Raw genomic sequence first — 23,981 nt, forward strand, 5'->3', positions numbered from 1 at the left:
AAATTTTCAACATACCCTAAATTGAAAAAACTAAGTATTGTACTACTAGCAATGCTCACATTAATGAGCTGTGCAGACGATGAAAGTAAAGAGAAAGAACCCGTTAAAAAGGAAGTTAAAAAGCCAGTTAATAAGCGGTTTGGTTATGTGCTTGACGACTATGAAGTAGTTTCTGATACGGTACAGTCTGGAGATAGTTTTGGTCAGATTCTTTTTGAAAACGGGATCGATTACGGTACTATTCAGCAAATAACAGACTCTGTAAAAAATACGTTTGATACCCGTAAAATCGTTGTGGGTAAACCGTATACGCTTTTAAAAAGCAAGGATTCTACCAATCAAGCTCAGGTTTTTATTTACGAGCAAAACAGAATTGATTACGTGGTTCTTGATTTTAAAGATGAGGTAGTAAAAGCTGCAGCAAAGAAGCGTCCGGTTACTATAAAAGAACGCGTGGCGCACGGGGTAATCAATGACAACTTATCAAGTACATTTGATGATCTGGGCGTAAATATTCTTGTAGCCTATGGGATGGCTGATATTTATGCGTGGACCATTGATTTCTTCCGACTACAACCCGGTGACAAGTTTAAAGTAGTCTATACCGAAAAATATATTAATGATACCATCCCGGCTGGGTTTGGTGAGATCAAGGCGAGTTGGTTTGAGCATAAAGGCAAGCCCGTTTATGCTTTCGCTTATCAAGCTGATTCTATTAACGGAGGTCGAAGAGATTATTACGATCAGGATGCCGATAACTTAAGAAGAGCCTTTTTAAAGAGTCCGCTTAAATTTGGCCGTATTTCTTCGCGCTATAATTTAAAACGCCGTATTGCCTATTATGGAAACCGCATTCGTCCGCACAAAGGTACCGACTTTGCAGCGCCTGTTGGAACCCCAATTATGGCAACTTCAGACGGTACCGTAATCGCTTCGGAATACCGCGGCGGAAACGGTAATTACGTAAAGCTTCGACATAATGGAACGTATGATACGCAGTATTTACATATGAGCAAACGAGCCGTGAGTCGTGGTGATTATGTGCGCCAAGGAGAAGTGATAGGCTACATAGGGATGACCGGGAATACCAGCGGTCCTCACGTGTGCTATCGTTTCTGGAAAAATGGAAAGCAAGTTGATCCTTTTTCAATAGATTTACCTACATCAGAGCCGCTTGCCGAAGAATTGCAGCCGGCCTATTTTGAATATATCGCTCCATTACGAGCAGAACTAGATGCTATAACCTTCCAAAAATCAACATAAAATGCAAAAAGTAAATCCCACTCAGACTAAAGCCTGGAAAGCGCTTCAGGCACATTTTGAAGGCATTAAAGATGTCAAAATGAAAAACCTCTTTGAAGATCAGTCAAGGGCTGAAGCTTTTACTTTGAAGTGGGAAGACTTTTATGTGGATTACAGTAAAAACCGAATTACTGAAGAAACTAAAACTTTGCTTCTTGATCTTGCTAAAGAGATGAATCTTGAGGAAGCTAAGGCGGCTTATTTTGGTGGTGCAGCCATCAATGAGACCGAAGATCGTGCGGTGATGCATACGGCATTGCGTCAACCAAGCACTGCTAGTGTAACGATTGACGGTGAAGACGTTATTCCTGAAGTAAATGCTGTAAAGGAAAAAATTAAAGGTTTTTGTGATACAGTGATCAGCGGAGCGCACAAAGGCTATACCGGTAAAGCTATTACAGATGTAGTGAACATTGGTATTGGTGGATCTGATCTTGGGCCGGTGATGGTTGCAGAAGCTCTAGCGTATTACCACAATCATCTCAACGTACATTTCATCTCTAATGTAGATGGCGATCACGTTCACGAATCATTAAAAGACCTAAATCCGGAAACGACACTTTTTGTAATCGTTTCAAAAACATTCACTACACAAGAGACGCTTTCTAATGCAACTACGGCGCGAAAATGGTTTTTAAATAAAGTGGCTGGAGCTGTCGAAGACGGTGAGGCAGTAGCTAAACACTTTGTGGCGGTTTCTACTAATGAAACTGCGGTTAAGGATTTTGGTATTGACCCTAATAACGTGTTCACGATGTGGGACTGGGTTGGTGGTCGTTTCTCACTATGGAGTTCAGTAGGACTTTCTATCGCTTTAGCTGTGGGATACAATAATTTTGAAAGTATGCTTGCCGGAGCGCATAAGGCAGATGAGCATTTCAAAAATACGCCTCTAGACGAAAATATTTCTGTAATGATGGCACTGGTGACCGTGTGGTATAACAATTTCTTTGGTGCCGAAAGCGAAGCGATTATTCCGTATACACAATACTTGCACCGTTTTCCTGCGTATCTTCAGCAGGCGATTATGGAAAGTAACGGTAAAAGTGTGGATCGAAACGGTAAACACGTGGATTACCAAACCGGTCAGATCGTTTGGGGTGAGCCTGGAACCAATTCGCAGCACGCGTTTTTCCAACTAATTCATCAAGGAACTAAAATTATCCCAACCCACTTTATTGGATATAAAGAAGCGTTGCACGGAGATAAAGACCATCATAATAAGTTGATGGCAAACTTTTTTGCGCAAACCGAAGCATTGATGAATGGGAAAACCGTGGCTGAAGCTAAAGCTGAATTAGAAGCTTCAGGTATGGATGCAGCTGCGATTGAGAAGCTAGTTCCATTCAAGGTTTTTGATGGAAATAAGCCTACAACAACCATTCTTATTGATAAGCTAACACCAGAAAGTTTGGGTGCTTTGATCGCGTTATATGAGCATAAAATCTTCACCGAAGGTATTCTGTGGAATATTTTTAGCTACGATCAATGGGGTGTTGAGTTAGGTAAGCAATTGGCTAAAAATGTACTAACCGACTTAAATTCAGATAGTATTGCGTCGCACGATGCTTCTACCACCGCTTTGATTAAAGCCTTCAAAAGCTAAAGTTTACCAGCTTATTTAGATTTAGTTTTTTAACTGTTAAAGGTTAAAATAGAATAGTTAAGGGTTAAATTTTGACATTTTATGTCAAGATCTAATCCTTAACATTGCGTTAATATTTAATTAGGTCTTTATTAAGACTTTTGCGCAAAATCTAAATTTAAACAAGCACAATGAAAAAAATTACAAGTTCGCTAACACTTGTGTTTCTTTTGCTTACAGCTTTCATGCAAGCTCAAGGAACTATTCGTGGTACTGTAGTAGACGGTGAAAATGGAACACCGCTACCTGGAGTAAACGTTGTTGTTGAAGGGACAACTAACGGAGTATCAACAGACTTTGATGGGGTTTTCGAAATCCAAGTTGTTGAGAATACAGGTTCACTACGTGTTTCTTACGTAGGTTTTAAGCCGTCAACACTGGCTTTTGATTTATCTGGTAAAAAAGTGGTTGACTTAGGAACCATCAATCTAGAGATGGATTCTGATGCGCTTGACGAGGTAATCGTTAAAGCATACTCTCTGGCAATTGATCGTAAAACTCCTGTTGCGGTTTCTACCATTAAAGCAGAGACTATTCAAAACGAGCTAGGAAGTCAGGAATTTCCTGAGATCTTAAAAACTACTCCTGGTGTTTATGTGACCAGAGGTGGTGGTGGTTTCGGAGATGCAGAACTACGTATTCGTGGTTTCAATTCTGAAAACGTTGCTGTAATGATCAACGGTATTCCGGTTAACGATATGGAAAACGGTCGTGTATACTGGAGTAACTGGGCAGGTCTTTCTGATGTAGCAAGCTCTATGCAGGTACAAAGAGGTCTTGGTGCTGCGATGATAGGTCTTCCTTCTATTGGTGGTACTGTAAACATCGTAACAAAATCTACTGACATCGAAAAAGGTGGGAATGTAATGATGACAACCGGTAACGATGGGTACACCAAATATGGCTTTAAACTTTCTACCGGACTTTTAGAAAATGACTGGGCTGCAACGGTTAGTTTATCAAGAACTACTGGTGAGCAATTTGTAGATGCAACTACAATTGATGCATATTCTTACTTCTTGAATGTTGCGAAGAAAATAGGTGAAAACCACGAATTATCGTTCACAGCTTTTGGTGCTCCACAACGTCACGGACAGCGTCAAAACCGACTTTTAATTGATGACTATAGAAGAAGTGAGCGTGGAATACGTACCAACACTGATTTTGGTTACAAAAACGGTCAGCTTGTAAATATTGAAGACAACTTCTATCACAAACCACAAATGTCATTAAACCACTATTGGACCATTAATGATATTTCATCTTTAACTACTGCGGTTTACTATTCATTCGGTACCGGTGGTGGTGGTGGTACTGCAGGAACTAATAAATTTGGTAAGTATGATACAGATTATCGTACTCAAGAGTTTGGTCCTGTAGATCTTGATAAAATCATTGCTGAAAATAAAGCTTTAGGTCAGGCTACAAGTGCTGAAACCTTCTTAAGAGCGTCAAGAAACAATCACCAGTGGTATGGTGCACTTTCAACGTATAACACGGAGTTGTCTGAATATATTGATTTAACTGCAGGTGTTGACATACGTTTTTACCAAGGAGATCACTATACTGAATTAACAGACTTATTAGGTGGTGCATTTTATGTAGATAACAATGACGTAAATAATCCAAATAAAGTAGTACGCGTTGGAGATAAGTATAACTACAATGATACAGGTTATACTAACTGGCAAGGTTTATTTGCTCAGGCTGAGTACAACAAAGATGCGATCTCGGCTGTAATCTCTGTTGCGGGTAACAATACTTCATATAAAAGAGAGGACTACTTCAAGTACACTCCAGACGATCCGCTAAGAGAGACTGAATGGGTAAACTTTACAGCTTTCAGTACTAAAGGTGGTGTTAACTATCGTCTTGATGAAAAGCATAATGTTTTTGGAAATCTTGGTTACTTTGAGCGTGCTCCATTTAGTGATGCTGTATTCTTAAATAATACTAACGTAACTAATGAAGATGCAGTAAATCAAAAGATTTTTAGTGCAGAACTAGGTTACGGCTTTAGAGGAGATAACTTTAGAGCAGATCTTAACGTGTATCGTACACAGTGGATGGATCGTACTTACACAGTGTCTAGAACGGCAAACAACATTCAATACACTGCAAACATTTTAGGTATCGATGCGTTACACCAAGGTGTTGAGCTAGAATTACAATACCGCCCTGTAGAAACCCTTACCTTAACGGGTATGGCTTCTCTTGGAGATTGGCAGTGGGCAAACAACGTAAATAACGTACAGGTATTTGACGATCAGCAAAACCCAATTGGTGATCCAATTGATATTTATCTTGACGGTGTAAAAGTGGGTAACTCTGCACAAACAACCTTTGCATTAGGAGCAGATTATGCAGTGCTTGCTTCAACAACTGTGAGAGCTTCATTTAACTATGCAGCTGATTACTATGCAGATTATGATGTAACCGGTCGTAGTGTTGAAGGACTTCCTCAAACTTGGAAAATGCCAGATTATGGGGTGTTTGATTTCGGTTTAACACACAGATTCAATTTTGGTGGTTTCAATACGCAAATCAATGCTAACGTATTTAACGTATTAGGAACTGAGTATATCTCTGATGCACAGGACGGTGATGGTTCTGTAGCAGAAACTGCTTTAGTATATTATGGTCCGGGTAGAACATACACTATTGGAGCAATAATTAATTTCTAAAAAAATTAAGATGAAAAAATTAAATTATTTATTTACCACAATCATTATGGCTGTTATAGCCTTAGGTTGTGATCCTGTAGAGGATATAAATGAGCGCTTAGAGGCTAATGAGCCGGGGATCAGTACGGTATTAGATTATACACTAACTGATGATGATTATGAGGCATTAGAACTTTCATTCGGAAACTTTAGCAGTATGGATGATGCTCGAGCTTTAATCCCTCAAATATTAACTGATAATTTTCCGGTATTGGGAGAAGGTTCTTTAGCAAATGTAACTTTTGCTATTTATGATCCTATTCGTGTAGAGAACTACGCTGTGGTAGCAGCAGACTACGAGGCTGCGGGGTTATCAAACACTTATTTTTCTGGTTTAGGTGAAATTCAAGATTTTCTTGACCTTCAATATCCTCAAGCTGAGAATGGTGACTACGTTAGCTTGACGTATCAAGTACTTGCTGATGAAATTCAGTACACGTTAGATACTGATGATTTTGATTTTATCGGAGAGGAATTAGCTGATGCTTACCCAGATCCTGCTGCTAATGCGGCTCAATATCATAGTTTTGATTTAAGAGATGACAGAGATAGCTACTGGACTGAAGAAATGATCCTTGAAGCAATTAATGTTGTTTTAGAAGATAACTTCGATAATGTAACCGGTCAAAAGTACAATGTTTCTTATGCAACCTATGATGGTACGACAGCTGCAGAATCTGTTACTCTTCAGTTTGACGGAAATGCTTATGTTGTTGTTGGTGGAACGTCTTATGTATTGACCGCTGCTGATTTTGATGCAATAGGTGTAGAGTTTGCTACAACTTACCCTAATCCTGCTTCAAGTGCTGCGCAGTATGACAATTTTGAAAGAAGAGATGGTCGTGATGCTTACTGGAGTGACGCTATGATTCTTGAAGCTGTAAGTTTTATAGTTGATACACAGTACCCTGATGCTGCAGAAGGTGATCAATTTCAAGTAACGTATGAAGTTTATACCGGTAGTGCTGGTACTGAGATTTTATCTATAGTGAAAGAAGGTGATGCTTTTGTTGTTGATGCAACTGCTTCTGTTTCTACAATTGAAACCACTACGGTTTACGCATTCACTAACGGAAACTGGAATGAGCCATTTGCATTAGATGCTGAAGACTATACAGAAATGGGACAGTCATATCCTAATTTTGATGATGAGGATGAAGCGATCTATAAATTAGCAATTTTCTTAGGTAGAACATTCCCTTATGCTGAAGAAGGTGACTTCGTAGCGGTAGCTTATGCATTCTATGACGGTTCTACTTCAACAGAGTATGCAAACTTTGTTTTTGAAAACGGTGCTTTTGTAAATATTCCTAGTGTTATTGAAACTTCATTGCAGTTTGGTAACGACGGTACTACTTGGGTTCCTGATAATACTATTGCTTATAGTTTAACTGCTGCAGATTATGCATTTATTGCTGCAGAACTTGGTGATACGTATCCTGCGCAAACTTCAAGTATGGCTAACTACGGCAATATGGATCGTCGTAGTGGTAACGCTGCTTACTGGACAGACGATATGATTCTTGAAGCATTTAATTTATTGCTTGATGATCTTAATCCTTCAGCAGAAGAAGGTCAGAAATACGCTGTTACTTTTGATATCTATAACGGTTCAAATACCACTGAAACGTTCTTATTGATCAAAACTGATGGTGTTTGGGTTATGCAATAATCCAGAAGACATTTAAAGTTAAACCTCCTACCTCAAGTAGGAGGTTTTCTTTTCTATACCTATATTGAAATGCAATATTTAGAATTATGAAAAAAAATACTACCCCTAAATTTCTATCGAGCTTCTTAAGCCTTTTTACACTGATTCTTTTTTTAGGATGTAGTGGTGGTGATGACAGTACGGTAACTCCAGAACCAGAACCTGAAGTTAATGAGCCTGTGGCTGCTGATGATGCCTATACTACTGGCGAAAATGAAGCAATAGTGATAAGTAGTCTTTTAGACAACGATACCATTTTTGATTTTGGTCGTGTGTCAGAGACCGACGCAGAATCTACACAAGGCGGAACCATTTTAGATAATCGCGATGGAACCTTCACATATACTCCACCAGAGAACTTCACGGGTGAAGATACTTTTAACTATACTTTGTGTGATGCAGAAACCCCTGTAAATTGCTCGTCAGCAACGGTGACCATCACCGTTACAGGTTCAGATCCTGTTGCAGTTGATGATACTTATGAAGTAGAAGAAAATGCAACTTTCAGAATTAATAATTATCTTGAAAATGATGAGCTACTTGATAATGCTACGGTTTCGGGGCTAGATCTTACCGATACCAGAGGAACTGCGGTGCTTAACGATAACGGTTCGATCTCATACACTGCGCCTAACGGTTTTTCTGGCGAAGATACTTTCACCTATACGATATGTGATGATGATGAAACGCCTGTTTGTTCAACGGCTACAATTAGCATTAACGTGATCGATGAAGGAACGCCAATAGCTAATGACGATGCGTATTTCTTTGATCAAAATAATCAAGCATTATTAATTGAAGGGTTTACAGATAATGACGAACTAATTGATGATGCTGTAGTTACTGATATTAGTTATTCTGGTACAGGTACTGCTGTATTGAATGAGGATGGTAGCATTACCTACACACCACAATCAGGATTTATTGGTGAAGATACTATTGTTTACACGCTATGCGATGATGATGAAACGCCATCGTGTGTAACTGCTGAAATTACAATTGAGTTGGTTGATGCGATAGCGTTCAATATACCGGCTGATTTGACCTATTATTATGAGAACATCGCGATAACACAAAATGATCTCGATCGAAATTTTACGGTACTGCGTACACTTACCCAAAATATGCATACTACTATTTTGCAGTATACAGACAGACACCAATTTCTTTACGATGCAGATGCTGACTTAGATAATCAGGCTAATGTGATTTTGATGTATTCCGGCGAAAGCAGAGACCGAAGAGAATACACTTCAGGAAGTAACTCTCATACACCACAGACATTCAATACCGAACATATTTTTCCGCAATCGCGATTATCAACGGAAGAAGCGGTAACAGATTTACATCACTTACGTTCTACAGATGACGAAGTCAACTCTTTACGATTGAATTATCCGTACACTGATGGTAGTGGTGCGTATCAATTAGTAAATGGTAATTCGTGGTTTCCGGGAGACGAATGGAAAGGAGATGTTGCACGTATGGTGCTTTATTTGAATGTGCGCTACGGCGAAGATTATACTAAAGTGGGTACGTTAGATTTATTCCTCAAATGGAATCGTGAAGATCCGGTTTCTGACTTTGAGCGTCAACGTAATGAAGTTATTGAAGGTGCTCAGGGCGTTCGTAATCCGTTTATTGACAATCCTTATCTGGCTACTTTGATCTGGGGAGGAACTCCAGCTGAAAATACTTGGGAGTAGCAGATTATTGATCAAAATAGTTTGAGATAGCCGCTTCTCCATTTGGAGAAGGGGCTATTTTTATACAATGGTCTAAAGAGCGTGTTTCAAGCTAAAAAAGTATCTTTGAGGCTCAAATATTAGGCTATGTATACTACCATTCAATTTGTACACTCGTACTGGGCTTATCTAGTACTCATTGTACTCACATTAACAACCATCAACTCGCTGATATCTTATTTTGGAGGTAAAGAGTTTGGTGCTAGAGATTTCAGATTAGCATTATTCACGCTGATCGTAACGCATATTCAATTACTCATAGGGATCGTTTTGTATTTTGTTTCACCATTAGGGGCAAAAGCGATCGCATCTCAAGGTATGAGTGCTGCGATGAGTGATCCTAACTTGCGCTTATATGTTGTAGAGCATCCACTGGCGATGATTATTACCATTGTTTTTGTGACTGTGGGGTACAGCAAGCATAAAAAGAAATTGACCTCAAAACCGAAATTTAAATTGCTAGCTATATTTTATACCTTAGGACTTCTTGTGATGCTTACCAGAATTCCTTGGTCAAACTGGTTTTAGACTAGATTTAAGACTTTAGAAATAAGTATTGAGATGACAAAATCCCTTGATTAGCTGACTAATCAAGGGATTTTTAATTTTGTCTAACGTGTACTAGCGATTCATCCAATCTTCGATTTCATCAACTTCTAAAGGAATGTTGCGCATCAAGTTGAAAGGTTCGCCATTTTCTTGGATAACGACATCATCTTCTAAGCGTATTCCGAATCCTTCCTCAGGAATATAAATACCCGGCTCTACTGTAAAAACGTTGTTTGCTTGCATAGGTTCATGAAGCAATCCGTAATCATGAGTATCTAAGCCAATATGGTGCGACGTACCGTGCATAAAGTATTTTTTATAAGCCGGCCAGTCTTTGTTCTCATTTTGAACATCTGCTTTATCTAATAAGCCAAGTCCTAACAATTCAGAAGTCATCAATTTTCCTACTTCTTCGTGATAAGGTCCCCAAAGTGTTCCGGGAGTGAGCATTTTAGTTGCTTCCTTTTTTACGCGTAAAACAGCGTTGTAGACTTCTTTCTGGCGTTCTGTAAACTTTCCTGAAACCGGAATAGTACGCGTCATATCACTGCTATAATTTGCATATTCTGCACCGATATCGAGTAGGATTAGATCTCCGGCTTTACATTCGGCGTTATTCACTACATAATGCAACACATTAGCATTATTTCCTGAAGCTACAATTGGAGTGTATGCAAAACCTCTGGAGCGGTTGCGCAGGAATTCGTGCATAAATTCAGCTTCGATCTCATACTCCATTACGCCCGGTTTGGTGAACTGCAAAACGCGTTTAAAGCCTTTTTCTGTAATGTTACAGGCTTGCTGCATCACATCAAGTTCAATGGCATCTTTTACGGAGCGTAAACGCTGTAAAATAGGATTGCTCTTGGCTACACTATGCGCAGGATATTGCTCTTTAATTTTCTTGTTGAAACGAGCTTCACGTGTTTCGGTTTCTACATTAGCGCGATAGTGCTCGTTGGTGTTGATGTAAATAGTTTCAGCCTGAGTCATGAGTTCGTAAAAAACTTTGTCCCATTCCTGAAGCCAGTACACCGTCTCAACGCCGCTTACTTCTAGCGCTTTTTCTTTAGTGAGCTTTTCGCCTTCCCAAACCGCAATATGATCGTTAGTTTCTTTTAAAAAGAGTATTTCGCGATGCTTTTGTTTTGGGCAATCCGGAAAAAGAACCAGTATACTTTCTTCCTGATCTACGCCACTTAGGTAGAATAAATCTCTATTCTGCTGAAAAGGCATCGTGCTGTCTGCACCTATGGGATAAATATCGTTACTGTTAAAAACGGCAAGACTGTTAGGCTTCATAGCCTCCATAAAATTCTTGCGATTTTTAATAAACAGTTGGCGATCTATAAGGTCGTATTTCATATCTAAATTGAATTTTGCCAAAGTTAAAAACTCTGTTGCCCAAAGCCTGTTAAACTCCATTTAATTTACTTAGCAATTCTTTAACTAAATGGCTATTTTTAGAAGCATAAAACTTTTCTCTATGCAAACAAGATTATTCTTCTCCCTCTTTCTTTTAGGTATTTGTTTTTCCACACAAGCTCAGCAGACGGCTACCGCTGCCCAGCAGGTTAAAACATCGCTTGAAGCTAAAGATAAAATGCTTAAAAATTCTATTGTAAAAAATATTCCCTTTACAAATGTTGGGCCCACGATTATGAGCGGTCGTGTGGTAGACATCGAAGTCAATCCTGAAAACAGCACAGAATTTTATGTGGCGTATGCTACAGGCGGAGTGTGGCACACTTCTAACAATGGAAACACCTTTGACTCGGTTTTTGACACCGCACTTACCCAAAATGTAGGGGATATTGCAGTAAATTGGTCGGCAAATATCATTTGGGTAGGGACAGGAGAAACCATTTCTTCGCGCTCTTCTTATGCCGGCATCGGTATTTTAAAAAGTGCTGACGGTGGTAAAACCTGGGAGCAAAAAGGTCTTTTAGATTCGCATCACATTAGCGATATCGTTCTTGATGCGACCAATCCTGATGTGGCTGTGGTAGGTGCTTTAGGGCATTTATATTCTGATAATACAGAGCGCGGGATTTTCAAGACTACAGATGGTGGTGATACGTGGGAGAAAACGCTTTTTATCAATGATAAAACAGGAATTATAAGTCTGGCTGAAGCTCCGGAGAATCCTTCGGTGCTGTATGCTACGGCTTGGGAGCGCGAGCGTGCCGCTTGGGATTTCATAGGTTCAGGAGAAAATTCAGGAATTTACAAATCTACAGATGCTGGTGATACTTGGGAGTTGGTGACCACGGGTAATGGTTTTCCGCAAGGCAAAGGCGTTGGACGTATCGGGGTTGCTGTTGTTGATGAAAACACTGTGTATGCCGTTCACGACAATCAAGATATTCGAAAAGAAGCTAAAGAGCGAGGAGTGGAGCGCGATGAAAAAGCACTTACGCCAGAGACGTTTAAAGGAATGTCTAAAGGCGAATTTTTGGCTTTAGAGAATGAAAGCCTTGCTGATTACCTACGCTCCTATCGTTTTCCAAGACAATATGAGGTGGCCAAAGTAAAAGCGATGGTAGAGGGCGACGAATTGAAGCCTTCTGATCTATTTTTATACACGTACGATAAAAATGCCGCGGATGCTGAAGGCGAAGTGATCGGTGCTGAAATTTACTTGACCAAAGATGGAGGAAAAACCTGGAAGCGCACCCACGATGGATACATTGACGATTTCTTCTTTTCGTATGGATATGTTTTTGCAGAGATGGATGTAAATCCCCAAGATCAAGACGAAATTTATCTCGTAGGTGTTCCGCTAATCAAATCTACAGACGGAGGAAAAACGTTTACTTATATCGATGAGCCTAACGTACACGTTGATCATCACGTAATCTGGGTAGATCCTAAAATGCCGAATCATTTGATTAATGGTAATGATGGCGGACTCAACATGTCTTACGATGCCGGGAAAAGCTGGAACAAGCTTAACTCAATACCTTTAGGACAGTTCTACGCGATTAACGTAGATTATGAAAAACCCTATAATGTCTATGGAGGTTTGCAGGATAACGGTACTTGGAAAGGTCCGCATACGTATTCTTATTCTAAAGACTATGAGGCCGAAGGGCAATATCCATACAAATCTATTGGAGGCGGAGATGGGATGCAAGTGCAGATAGATCGCCGCAACAGCGATATTGTTTATGCCGGGTCGCAGTTTGGGTATTATAACCGTATGAATTTAGAAACCGGCGAGCGCAGCTTTATAAAACCAAGTCACGATTTAGGGGAAGCGCCTTATCGTTTCAATTGGGAAACGCCTATTTTACTCTCACCACACAATCAAGATATCTTGTATATGGGTGGAAATAAACTGATGCGATCTATGAATCAAGGTGATGATTGGACGCCAATTTCTCCAGACTTAACCGCTGGCGGTAAAAAAGGAAATGTGCCTTACGGGACATTAACCAATATCTCAGAATCACCTTTTCAGTTTGGGCTACTATATACGGGGAGCGATGATGGGATTATTCAGGTTACTCAAGATGCGGGCGGCAGCTGGGATATTATTTCCGCAGGGTTACCTCAGAATTTGTGGGTGAGTAAAGTAATTGCTTCGTCTCACAAAAAGAGTCGGGTTTACGCAACGCTCAATGGCTATCGTTATGATGACTTCAAGCCTTATGTTTATGTGAGTGATGATTACGGGAAAAACTGGAAGGATATAAGTAGTGATCTTCCCTTGTCTCCGGTGAATGTAATTATTGAAGATCCGGTAAAAGAAAACATCTTGTATTTAGGTACTGATGATGCGAGTTATATCAGTTTTGATCAGGGGGCAAGTTGGGAGCTTTTAGATGGAAGCATGCCTAACGTGGCGGTTCACGATATGGTGGTGCAAACCGAAGCAAATGATCTTGTGATAGGGACTCACGGAAGATCTATTTATATAACCAACCTTGATGAAATCCAGAAATTTGACACAAAAAACGCTTCGGCTTTACAGCTTTTTGAACTAGATGCGGTTGATTATTCTACCAATTGGGGACGTTCTTGGAGCGCTTGGAGAGCAGCGAATACTCCCGAAATTAAAATCGCTGTCTATGCCCCGCAAAGCGGAAAAGCAACTCTTGAAATTTTGAGTTCCGAAGAAAAATCAATTAAATCTTGGCAGGTAGATGTAGAGAAAGGCTTTAACTATATCCCTTATGATTTAAGCATTTCTGAAGCAGGAAAGAAACAATTAGAAAGAGAGACTAAAGATCTTAAAATTTCAAAATCTCAAAACGAGGTGTACTACATTGCGCCGGGCGCCTACAAAGTTCAGGTGAGTCTTAATGGGAAATCACAAACCACACCGTTTAAAATCGATGAAGGAAGCAGACGTCGTGACCGTGCTGAGGCGGCAGCTAACGCTCCTGAAGAAGACTAAAGTCAATACAAATGGAATTAAGTTTAAGTATACCGGCATTGTTATTTCCGGCGATATCGCTAACAATGCTGGCTTATAACGCACGATATCTGGCAATCGCAGCGCTCATCAGGGAGTTGTATAAACGCTATCAGGAAGAATCCTCAAGTCCTATAAAAGCACAGATCTATCAATTGAGACGTAGATTAGGAATCATCAAGGCGATGCAGGCAATGGCGATCGTAAGTTTTTTGCTGGCTGTGATCACGATGTTCTTTATCTATATCGAAAAATCAGTTTGGGCGAATGTTGTTTTTGGGGTTAGTTTGGTGGCGCTAATGATTTCACTGGCGCTTTCTTTTACCGAAGTGCAACTCAGCACACAGGCATTAGAAATTCAGTTGAATGATATGGATGATTGACCGAAGCGTTTAACCAAAAGCTTAGTAGGAAATCGATTGCTTTTTTCTACGTGTATATCTTATTCAGATTGGTCGAGGAAGATAGATTTTGAACATTCTTTAAATTTTTTGTTCAACAAAAACCCTTGATTTCAAAGGTTTTCGAAGGCTTTGTTGAACATTTTTCTTCTTATTTATAACGATTCCAAAAGCAGCCACAATGTTTGTGAAACAAACCGCTGAGCCGTAAATTTGTGCCACTAAATTAAAAACGTAAATAAATGGGAATCATTTCCTCTTCTATCGCCCGAAAGGTAGCTATGGCACTTTCAGGTTTGTTCCTTGTATTGTTTTTAGGTCAGCATTTTACAATTAACCTTACTTCGACCTTTAGCCCTGAAACCTTTAATGAGTTTTCTCATTTTATGGGGACTAATTTCTTAGTACAGGCGATTCTTCAGCCGGTACTTATTTTTGGGGTTATCTTTCACTTTGTGATGGGTTTCATTCTAGAAGCGCGTAACCGTTCGGCAAGAAAGGTGAGTTATGTAAGCTACAAAGGAAACACAAATTCGAGCTGGGTAAGTCGTAATATGATTTATACAGGTATTGTTGTTTTAGCCTTTTTAGGACTTCATTTTTATGACTTCTGGTTTCCGGAAATTGCCTACAAGTATATCGAAGCAAACCCTAGCGACGCGACGCGTTATTATGGGGAATTGGTAGAGAAATTTCACAGCCCTGTAAGAACTGGTTTATACGTGCTTTCTTTTGTTTTTTTAGCATTGCACTTGTATCACGGCTTCGCTTCTTCATTTCAGTCTGTAGGCTTCAATAACAAGTATGCGAGAGGGCTTAAAAAGTTTGCAAAAGTTTATGCAATCGTGATTCCTGCCGGATTTATTTTCATCGCGTTGTTTCATCATTTTAATCACTAGACGATGTCAGCATTCAAATCAAATATTCCAGAAGGTCCTCTTAAAGATAAGTGGACACAACATAAAAACGATATCAACCTGGTAAACCCAGCTAACAAACGTAACATTGATGTTATCGTTGTGGGTACCGGTCTTGCAGGAGGTAGTGCTGCGGCAACACTGGCAGAGTTAGGATATAATGTAAAGACTTTTTGCTATCAGGATTCTCCACGTCGTGCGCACTCTATTGCAGCACAAGGAGGGATCAACGCGGCAAAAAACTATCAGGGAGATGGCGATTCTAACTATCGTTTATTTTACGATACCGTAAAAGGTGGTGATTACCGTTCGCGTGAGGCTAACGTATATCGTCTTGCGGAAGTATCAGCAAATATTATAGACCAGTGTGTGGCGCAAGGGGTTCCTTTCGCACGGGAATATGGTGGTCTTTTAGATAACCGTTCTTTTGGTGGGGTTTTGGTATCCAGAACCTTCTACGCTAAAGGACAAACAGGGCAGCAATTGCTTTTAGGAGCCTATTCTGCAATGAACCGTCAAATTAACCGTGGAAAGATCAAATCGTACACCCGTCACGAAATGATGGATGTGGTTCTTGTTGATGGCAAAGCACGAGGGATCATCGCTCGTAATATGGTTACCGGTGAGATCGAGCGTCACTCGGCGCACGCGGTAGTATTAGCAAGTGGTGGATACGGAAACGTATTTTTCTTATCAACCAACGCAATGGGTTGTAATGTAATGGCGGCTTGGAGAGCACACCGTCGCGGAGCATATTTTGCAAACCCTTGTTACACGCAAATTCACCCTACGTGTATTCCGGTTACGGGAGATCACCAGTCAAAGTTGACATTGATGTCAGAATCTTTGCGTAATGATGGTCGTATCTGGGTTCCGAAGAAGAAAGAAGATGCAGAAGCTATTCGTGCCGGAAAACTAAAACCAACACAGCTTAAAGAAGAAGATAGAGATTATTATTTAGAGCGTAGATATCCTGCCTTTGGTAACTTGGTTCCTCGAGATGTGGCTTCACGAGCAGCAAAAGAGCGTTGCGATGCCGGGTTTGGAGTGAATAAAACAGGAGAGGCTGTGTATCTTGATTTCTCTAGTGCAATTGAGCGCTATGGAAAAGAAAAGGCGTATACTTCAGGACATAAAAATCCGTCTAAGGAAGAAATTATAAAACTTGGTAAAGAGGTTGTTGAGGCTAAATACGGTAACCTTTTTCAAATGTATGAGAAGATCGTAGATCAAAATCCATACGAGACTCCTATGATGATTTACCCTGCGGTGCATTACACTATGGGTGGTCTTTGGGTTGATTATAACTTACAAACTACGATTCCTGGTTGTTATGCTGTAGGAGAAGCAAACTTCTCAGATCACGGTGCTAACCGTTTAGGAGCTTCGGCATTGATGCAAGGTCTCGCTGATGGTTATTTTGTGCTTCCATACACAATAGGAGATTATCTTTCAAAAGATATTAGAACCGGAAAAATTTCTACTGAAACTCCAGAGTTTGATGCAGCAGAAAAAGATGTGAAAGATAGAATCGCACGTCTAATGAACGCTTCCGGGCAACATTCTGTTGATTATTACCACAAGAAATTGGGTAAAATCATGTGGAACAAATGTGGAATGGCGCGTAACGAACAAGGTTTAAAAGAAGCGATTGAAGAAATTGCTGAGCTGCGTAAGGATTTCTGGGCAAATGTAAAAGTTCCCGGTGCTGCTGAAAGTAAAAATGCCGAATTGGAAAAAGCCGGTCGTGTAGCTGATTTCCTTGAGTTAGGTGAACTTTTTGCAAAAGATGCTTTACATAGAAATGAATCTTGTGGAGGTCACTTTAGAGAAGAGTACCAGACTGAAGAAGGTGAAGCGCTCAGAGATGACGAGAACTTTAAATATGTAGCTGCTTGGGAATACAAAGGCGAGCCTAAAGAAGCCCAACTGCACAAAGAAGATTTAGAATTCAAGAATATTGAATTAAAAACTAGAAGTTATAAATAGATGCCGGTGTTGAGCTACGAAGTGTTAATACTTAGCGACTCAATACTCAATACTAAAATCTAAAGAAATATGAAACTTACACTTAAAATATGGCGCCAAGAAAACGCTAACGCAAAAGGAAAGATGGTCACTTATCCTATTGACGGGATTGAAGATGATATGTCTTTTCTTGAAATGCTTGACGTTTTAAATGAGGAGCTTATTGCTAAAGGAGATGATCCGGTAGAATTTGATCACGATTGTCGTGAAGGAATTTGTGGGGCGTGTTCTTTACAAATCAACGGGGAACCACACGGTCCAGACCGTCTAGTGACTACCTGTCAATTACACATGCGCAAATTTAAAGATGGCGATACCATCGTTATTGAGCCATTTAGAGCAACTGCATTTCCGGTTATAAAAGATTTGATAGTTGACCGTTCTTCTTTTGATCGTATTCAGCACGCAGGTGGGTATATCTCGGTAAATACTTCGGGGAATACCATTGATGCGAACAGCATTCCTGTAAATAAACACGACGCAGACGATTCCTTTGCAGCAGCTACTTGTATTGGTTGTGGAGCTTGCGTTGCTGCTTGTAAAAATGCAAGTGCGATGTTATTTACCTCAGCTAAAGTTTCGCAATATGCTTTGTTACCTCAAGGTCAGGTTGAAGCTGTAGAGCGTGTTGAGAATATGGTGCGCCAGATGGATCTGGAAGGTTTTGGTAACTGTACCAATACCGGAGCTTGTGAGATTGAATGTCCTAAAGGAATTTCTTTAGAGAACATCGCGCGTATGAACCGTGAATACTTAAGTGCGACCACAAAAGGATAATAGAACCACAGAGCAGATAAAAAGAAAAGCGCCTTGATCAAGGCGCTTTTTTTTATGCATAAGGATTTCTTTTTAGCCAAATAACCATTCTACCACATCGTTCATTTTAGCAACGCGTACGATGGTGATTCCGTAGTTGTTCTTCGGAACTTTACAGTATTTAGAAATCATAATTGTACCGAAGCCTAACTTTTCAGCTTCAAGTATGCGTTGTTCTACACGGGTAACCGGGCGTATTTCTCCGGCAAGGCCTACTTCAGCAGCAAAGCAAATATCTTTAGCAACCGAAATATCTTCGTTACTCGATAAAATGGCAGCAACGACGGCAAGATCTATCGCAGTATCGTCTACTGAAATTCCGCCGGTGATATTTAAAAACACATCTTTGGCGCCCAGTCTAAAGCCTGCGCGTTTTTCTAAAACGGCGAGGATCATATTTAAGCGTTTAGCATTATAACCCGTTGCGCTACGCTGTGGGGTGCCATATACCGCGGTGCTTACAAGTGCTTGTATCTCTATCATTAGCGGCCGCATTCCTTCTAAAGTTGCAGCGATCGCTGTTCCGCTTAAATCCTCATCATTTTTAGAGATCAGTATTTCTGAAGGATTAGAAACTTCACGCAAACCACTGCCTTGCATTTCATAAATCCCAAGTTCGCTGGTAGATCCAAAACGGTTTTTATGTGCGCGCAAAATGCGATAAACGTGATTGCGATCACCTTCAAACTGAAGCACAGTATCTACCATATGTTCCAGAATTTTTGGGCCGGCAATGTTTCCATCTTTTGTGATGTGACCGATGAGAATCACCGGGGTGGCGGTCTCTTTAGCGAATTTAATGAGTTCTGTAGTGGTTTCTCTAATTTGAGAGATGCTTCCTGCTCCGCTTTCAATATAATCGCTATGCAGCGTTTGTATCGAGTCGATGATCACAATGTCTGGATTCACCGCTTCAACTTGCTTAAAAATGTTTTGCGTCTTGGTTTCGGTAAGAATCAAACAATTTTCAGCAGCAGGGTTAATTCGTTCTGCACGCATTTTGATTTGTTGCGCACTTTCTTCCCCAGAAACATAAAGTGTGGTGTACGGTAAGGTTAGTGCTATTTGCAGCATCAGTGTACTTTTACCTATACCGGGTTCACCGCCCAATAGTGTGAGAGAGCCGGGAACGAGCCCGCCTCCTAAAACGCTGTTGAGTTCGTTGTTTTCAGTATTTAACCGGGCATCTTTAGTGGTGTCAATCTCTTTGATGCGTTGTGGTTTAGCTACACGTTTGGTAGATTGCGGTTCTGTTTTCCAGCCGGTTTTTTCAACTTTTTGTACAACTTCTTCTGCAATAGTGTTCCATTCTTTACATGAAGTGCATTGCCCTTGCCATTTAGCAAATTGGGCGCCGCAGTTTTGACAGAAAAAGGTTGTTTTTACTTTTGCCATTAATATCCAAAATCATCTTTAATCTGTTGCGATCGTGCAACAAGAATATCTTTATTTAGATCGCCTATTTCTTTTAAGACGAGAGCGCCTTCATAGGTGCGCATAGCTTTTTTAGGCTCGCCATTACCCTCATAAGAACGTCCCAAATAGTAGGGGCCTAAAATCGTTTCCGGGTATTCTTTACTTGCTAATTTACCAAGGTTTTCAAAACCATCCCAATCAGATTTTTTCTCGAGAGCTGCTGCAATCGCAATAAAATCGTTGATTCTGATCTTATCATCTAGACCAAAAAGATTTTGCATTACCGTGTATTTTTCGATCAGGTAGTCAAACGGCGAATCAGCTTTAAGTATTTTTTCGGTGAATTCTTTTTTGCTGATGGGGCGGTAAACCGCAAACACTTTTTCTAAAGCTTTAGGAATAGCACGCCCTACCAAAGAATAATGGGTGGCATCTTGAAAATCGTCAAAATAATAATGAAACTTTTCATTCTCTATTCCGCTTAGGGCTTGATGAAGGGCTAAAGTTTCTTCTCTTAAGGAAGGAATGTCTTCAGTTCCTGTTGCTTGATAATAAAAAATTTGTTGTTCGGTTTGCTTCAAAATAGTTGTAAGACGCTCATTCATCTGCGGAGCTAAGTCGGGACTCAATGAAATATAAGCATTGAATAACGGCGGATTTTTCATCAGATAATAATTAGCAAAGCCAGCGGTAGCGTCGTGACCTACAACTACATTAAACGGTGCTAAACGGTATTGTTTGTTGAGCCACGGTAAAAGTTCCATTCCTAAAAACTCAAAAAAGTCAGCTCCTTGACCAGTAGGTAAAAAATTAGCATCGTCATAAACGGTGTCTTCCATGCGGTCAGGTTGCATCACGCCAACGATGATCGCCTGTGGCATGTCTTCCCAATAGCTGTAATAATCAGCGCTTCCGGCTACCGGCTCAAAAAGGTAGTCACCGTCGAGAACTAGAATGACCGGATAATATTTGTCTTCGTTTGCTTCGTAATTACGCGGAAGCTGAATTTTTACATTTCGGGGTTCGTTGAATTTTGAAGAAGGTACAGATTCATAAAGCACCTGAGCATTGATACTGCTGTATACAAGCAATATCAGGAGTAGTATTTTTTTCATGGAAAAGTAGATTAAGGCAAGGTGAAGTTAAACATTATTCTCTAGTTAACTACCGCCTATTAATCAAACCAAAGCTGCTTATTTTTTCCTGTTAAGAATAGGGAGCAGTAAAAAAGAAAGAGCTCCCAGAACCAGCACGAGTAAGGTTTGAGATCCCCAAACGATCCACCCAAAAGCTTCACCGCCTTCCTTGCTAAAGCCGAAGAAAATAAATAAGGCGCCAATACTTATAGGATATACCCCGATCCCGCCGTTAGTTACAGAAATGGCAAACGAACCAATCACGAACGCAGCAAGAATAACACCTGTAGAAGCATAAGATATTTCAGGAATCGTGAATTTGATCACCCAGAACATCAAAATATACATGATCCAAATAAAGAAGGTGTGTCCTATAAACGCCCATTTGTTCCGCATTTTTAAGATGCTTTTCATGCCTTCTACGAGGCCGGCCATAAAGTCTTTGAGCTTAGCTAATATTCCTGTTTTGGCTCGTTGTATAATTTTAAAGCCCAGAGCGATGAGTAGTACGCCGGCAGCTAAAAACAATACGGTATATAGCGGATTGATATTTTGTTCGTGTAGGTAGCTTAATAAGGTGTCGGTTTGTAAAACAATAGCAATACTTACTACTAAAAGAAGCATCAAAAAATCGGCAATACGTTCTGAAATTATAGTGCCAAAAGCTTTTTCAAAAGGGACATCTTCATAAGTGGTAAGCAGCGCCCCGCGCAACAATTCTCCACTTCGAGGAATGCCTAAATTAGCCAAATAAGCTGCCATAACCGCCATAAACCTATTGCTTAATTTGGGGTGGTAGCCCATAGGTTGCAAAAGATACTGCCAGCGATAAGCTCGGGATAGATGGCTTAAAACGCCAAACATGAGCGAAACAGCGATGTAAACTGGAGGTGCGTCCTTAATGTTGTTCCAAAGGATGGCGCGCTCTTGTGGTGTGGCCGAACTTAACGAATAATAGATCAAAAGTATCCCGATCCCCAACGGGATGGCAACTTTCAATAATTTTATGAGGGATTTTTTGCTCAAGTTAATTGAGCAAATTAGTTTCTTCGTTAGGGAAAACTAGAGAAGGTTTAAACGCTTTAGCTTCTTCCAGCTCCATAAAAGCATAGGTGATAAGAATAAGGATATCGCCTTTTGCGACTTTACGAGCAGCAGCACCATTTAAGGTGACTTCCCCGCTTTTGCGTGGCCCGGGAATCGCATAAGTCTCCAGGCGTTCACCGTTGGTAACATTTACGATTTGTACACGTTCTCCTTCAATAACACCGGCTGCATCCATAAGATCTTCGTCAATGGTAATACTACCTATATAATGAAGTTCGGCGCCGGTAACTTTTACGCGGTGTATTTTTGATTTTACAACGTTAACTAACATGGTGTAAAAATAAGGTTTTTAATTTAGGGCGATATTATCTATGAGTCGTACATCACCGGCAAAAACAGCGATGAATGCTCTGTATTTGTCTTCGGCTTTTTTGGTCGTGGCGTGCTTCAGTGTAGTTGCGTTTGCGATTTCAAAATACTCAAGTTCAAGATGCTCTTTTCCTTTAAATTCTTGCTCAACAAAATGTACGACATCTTCGACGCTTTGGTCGTTAAAATGTTCTTTTGCTTGCATTAAGGTTTTGTAAATAAAAGGCGAGGCTTCACGCTGTTTTACAGTGAGTCTTTTATTTCTTGAGCTTTCAGCAAGGCCATCATCGTGGCGGCTGATAGGGCAACCTACGATCTGTACCGGTAGGTTTTCGATCTCAACTAATTTATTTACGATTTGAAGCTGTTGATAATCTTTTTCGCCAAAGAAAGCCATATCCGGATTTACAATTTCAAATAGATATTTTAATACGGTGGCAACACCTTCAAAGTGACCGGGTCTGAACGCGCCTTCCATCACTTGATCTAATCCGTCAAAATTAAAATCTAAGGCTTTAATTTGGCTTCCATAAATCGTTGTCGTGCTCGGGGCAAAAACAAGCAGGTTGGGGTTGATGTGCTCTAAAAATTCAAGATCTGCCTGTAAATCTCTAGGGTAGGTCTCAAGATCTGCGGGATTGTTGAACTGTGTAGGATTTACAAAGATGCTCACAACGACTACATCGCAGTTTTCTAAAGCAAAATTAAATAGACTTCCATGACCTCTATGCAAAGCGCCCATAGTAGGTACAAAACCTATTTTAAGGCCCTTTTCTTTGTGTTTTGCAACAGCACTAGAAATTTCTGGTCTATTGGTATATACGTGCATCCCGATTAAATTAACAGGCGGCAAAATTACTATATTACTGGCAATCTGCATAAAATTTCGTAATTTTGCGTGTTTTTTAGCCTTAACAGAAACTTAGAAGCACATTTATGAAAAATAAGAGGATATTGTACGTATCATCTGAAGTTATACCTTATTTGCCAGAGACAGAGATCGCATCAATGTCGTTTGAGGTTCCTCAAATGGTAAATAGTAAAGGAGGTCAAATTCGCATTTTTATGCCACGTTATGGCAATATTAATGAGAGACGGCACCAGCTTCACGAAGTGATACGGCTTTCCGGAATGAATTTGGTCATAAATGATTTTGACATGCCGCTTATCATTAAAGTTGCCTCTATACCTAAAGAGCGTATTCAGGTTTACTTTATAGATAATGAAGAGTATTTTAAAAGAAAAGCTACGTTTACTGACGAGGACGGAAACTTATTTGCAGACAACGATGAGCGCGCAATATTTTTTGCAAAGGGTGTAGTAGAGACGGTTAAAAAGCTTAATTGGGCTCCAGACATCATTCACGTTCATGGTTGGTTAGCATCACTACTGCCTTTATATTTAAAGCAGTTTTATGCAAGCGAACCGCTTTTTAAGCAAAGCAAAATTGTGACTTCTGTTTATAATACCGGGTTTGACGACACGTTAAATGAGCAATTAATTGATAAAATAGCTTTTGACGGAATAGACAAAGATTCAATCTCTGAGCTTGAAAAGCCTTCTTATGAGAACTTAATGAAAGTAGCGATCAAAAACTCTGACGCTGCCATCGTAGGTTCTGCCGAACTTAGTGAAGATCTTTCCAAGTATTTGAATGTTACTAAAATCCCTGTGCTTCCTTATAAAAAGAGAGAAGAATTTGCGCAGGCGTACGAAGAGTTCTATACCACCAAGGTGCTAGATTAAAAAAAAACAA

Annotated in this window: 18 protein-coding genes; 12 read left to right on the forward strand and 6 right to left on the reverse strand. The window is 40.1% G+C overall.

The window, feature by feature from the left end:
* Nucleotides 1-21: 21 nt before the first annotated feature.
* The 6 genes from LDL79_RS07955 (at nucleotide 22) to LDL79_RS07980 (ending at nucleotide 9,654) form a co-directional block, all read left to right on the forward strand.
* Complete coding sequence (locus LDL79_RS07955) at nucleotides 22-1,263, forward strand: M23 family metallopeptidase (protein ID WP_072981148.1); 1,242 nt, start codon at nucleotides 22-24, stop codon at nucleotides 1,261-1,263.
* Nucleotide 1,264: 1 nt separating this feature from the next.
* Entirely contained in the window at nucleotides 1,265-2,908 is a 1,644-nt protein-coding gene (gene pgi / locus LDL79_RS07960) for a glucose-6-phosphate isomerase (RefSeq protein WP_225599837.1), read from the forward strand.
* A 170-nt stretch (nucleotides 2,909-3,078) separates the two neighbouring features.
* Entirely contained in the window at nucleotides 3,079-5,631 is a 2,553-nt protein-coding gene (locus LDL79_RS07965) for a TonB-dependent receptor (protein WP_225599838.1), read from the forward strand.
* Between the two features lie 10 nt (nucleotides 5,632-5,641).
* Nucleotides 5,642-7,342, forward strand: coding sequence for a hypothetical protein (locus LDL79_RS07970; RefSeq protein WP_225599839.1), 1,701 nt, complete (start codon nucleotides 5,642-5,644; stop codon nucleotides 7,340-7,342).
* 86 nt (nucleotides 7,343-7,428) lie between these two features.
* Nucleotides 7,429-9,087 (forward strand): Ig-like domain-containing protein, encoded by a 1,659-nt coding sequence (locus LDL79_RS07975; RefSeq protein ID WP_225599840.1) that lies wholly within the window; start codon nucleotides 7,429-7,431, stop codon nucleotides 9,085-9,087.
* A gap of 126 nt (nucleotides 9,088-9,213) precedes the next feature.
* Nucleotides 9,214-9,654: a hypothetical protein gene (locus LDL79_RS07980; protein ID WP_072981157.1), complete on the forward strand. Its 441-nt coding sequence runs from the start codon at nucleotides 9,214-9,216 to the stop codon at nucleotides 9,652-9,654.
* A gap of 93 nt (nucleotides 9,655-9,747) precedes the next feature.
* On the opposite strand, the gene LDL79_RS07985 is transcribed toward LDL79_RS07980, so the two are convergent.
* A complete protein-coding gene (locus LDL79_RS07985; RefSeq protein WP_225599946.1) occupies nucleotides 9,748-11,040 on the reverse strand; it encodes an aminopeptidase P family protein in 1,293 nt (430 codons plus the stop codon).
* Between the two features lie 121 nt (nucleotides 11,041-11,161).
* Here LDL79_RS07985 and LDL79_RS07990 point away from each other — a divergent pair, with 121 nt between their 5' ends.
* The 5 genes from LDL79_RS07990 (at nucleotide 11,162) to LDL79_RS08010 (ending at nucleotide 18,218) form a co-directional block, all read left to right on the forward strand.
* Complete coding sequence (locus tag LDL79_RS07990) at nucleotides 11,162-14,077, forward strand: WD40/YVTN/BNR-like repeat-containing protein (RefSeq protein ID WP_225599841.1); 2,916 nt, start codon at nucleotides 11,162-11,164, stop codon at nucleotides 14,075-14,077.
* Nucleotides 14,078-14,088: 11 nt separating this feature from the next.
* Entirely contained in the window at nucleotides 14,089-14,478 is a 390-nt protein-coding gene (locus LDL79_RS07995) for a DUF2721 domain-containing protein (protein WP_072981161.1), read from the forward strand.
* A gap of 260 nt (nucleotides 14,479-14,738) precedes the next feature.
* Nucleotides 14,739-15,395 carry a succinate dehydrogenase cytochrome b subunit gene (locus tag LDL79_RS08000; RefSeq protein ID WP_072981163.1) on the forward strand — a complete coding sequence of 219 codons (657 nt, stop codon included), beginning with the start codon at nucleotides 14,739-14,741 and terminating at the stop codon, nucleotides 15,393-15,395.
* Between the two features lie 3 nt (nucleotides 15,396-15,398).
* Nucleotides 15,399-17,402 carry a fumarate reductase/succinate dehydrogenase flavoprotein subunit gene (locus LDL79_RS08005; RefSeq protein WP_072981165.1) on the forward strand — a complete coding sequence of 668 codons (2,004 nt, stop codon included), beginning with the start codon at nucleotides 15,399-15,401 and terminating at the stop codon, nucleotides 17,400-17,402.
* A 69-nt stretch (nucleotides 17,403-17,471) separates the two neighbouring features.
* The gene (locus LDL79_RS08010; protein ID WP_167598538.1) at nucleotides 17,472-18,218 is read left to right on the forward strand and encodes a succinate dehydrogenase/fumarate reductase iron-sulfur subunit; all 747 of its coding nucleotides are present in this window, start codon (nucleotides 17,472-17,474) and stop codon (nucleotides 18,216-18,218) included.
* Between the two features lie 72 nt (nucleotides 18,219-18,290).
* Here the strand turns inward: LDL79_RS08010 and radA are convergent, their stop codons facing one another.
* The 5 genes from radA to panC all read right to left on the reverse strand — a co-directional run bounded on the left by radA (nucleotide 18,291) and on the right by panC (nucleotide 23,105).
* On the reverse strand, nucleotides 18,291-19,652 hold the full coding sequence (radA, locus tag LDL79_RS08015; RefSeq protein WP_225599842.1) for a DNA repair protein RadA: 1,362 nt from the start codon (nucleotides 19,650-19,652) through the stop codon (nucleotides 18,291-18,293).
* The gene (locus tag LDL79_RS08020) at nucleotides 19,652-20,788 is read right to left on the reverse strand and encodes an alpha/beta hydrolase (protein ID WP_225599843.1); all 1,137 of its coding nucleotides are present in this window, start codon (nucleotides 20,786-20,788) and stop codon (nucleotides 19,652-19,654) included. Before LDL79_RS08020 ends, radA begins: the two co-directional genes overlap by 1 nt.
* Nucleotides 20,789-20,866: 78 nt before the next feature.
* Nucleotides 20,867-21,808, reverse strand: coding sequence for a lysylphosphatidylglycerol synthase transmembrane domain-containing protein (locus tag LDL79_RS08025; RefSeq protein ID WP_225599844.1), 942 nt, complete (start codon nucleotides 21,806-21,808; stop codon nucleotides 20,867-20,869).
* Nucleotides 21,809-21,836: 28 nt separating this feature from the next.
* On the reverse strand, nucleotides 21,837-22,187 hold the full coding sequence (gene panD, locus LDL79_RS08030; protein ID WP_072981173.1) for an aspartate 1-decarboxylase: 351 nt from the start codon (nucleotides 22,185-22,187) through the stop codon (nucleotides 21,837-21,839).
* An 18-nt stretch (nucleotides 22,188-22,205) separates the two neighbouring features.
* On the reverse strand, nucleotides 22,206-23,105 hold the full coding sequence (gene panC, locus LDL79_RS08035; protein WP_084673064.1) for a pantoate--beta-alanine ligase: 900 nt from the start codon (nucleotides 23,103-23,105) through the stop codon (nucleotides 22,206-22,208).
* Nucleotides 23,106-23,161: 56 nt separating this feature from the next.
* Between panC and LDL79_RS08040 the strand changes: the two genes are divergently transcribed.
* On the forward strand, nucleotides 23,162-23,971 hold the full coding sequence (locus LDL79_RS08040; protein WP_167598543.1) for a glycogen/starch synthase: 810 nt from the start codon (nucleotides 23,162-23,164) through the stop codon (nucleotides 23,969-23,971).
* The last annotated feature ends 10 nt before the right edge of the window (nucleotides 23,972-23,981 follow it).

The sequence above is a fragment of the Leeuwenhoekiella palythoae genome (assembly GCF_020310025.1).
Lineage (GTDB): Bacteria > Bacteroidota > Bacteroidia > Flavobacteriales > Flavobacteriaceae > Leeuwenhoekiella > Leeuwenhoekiella palythoae.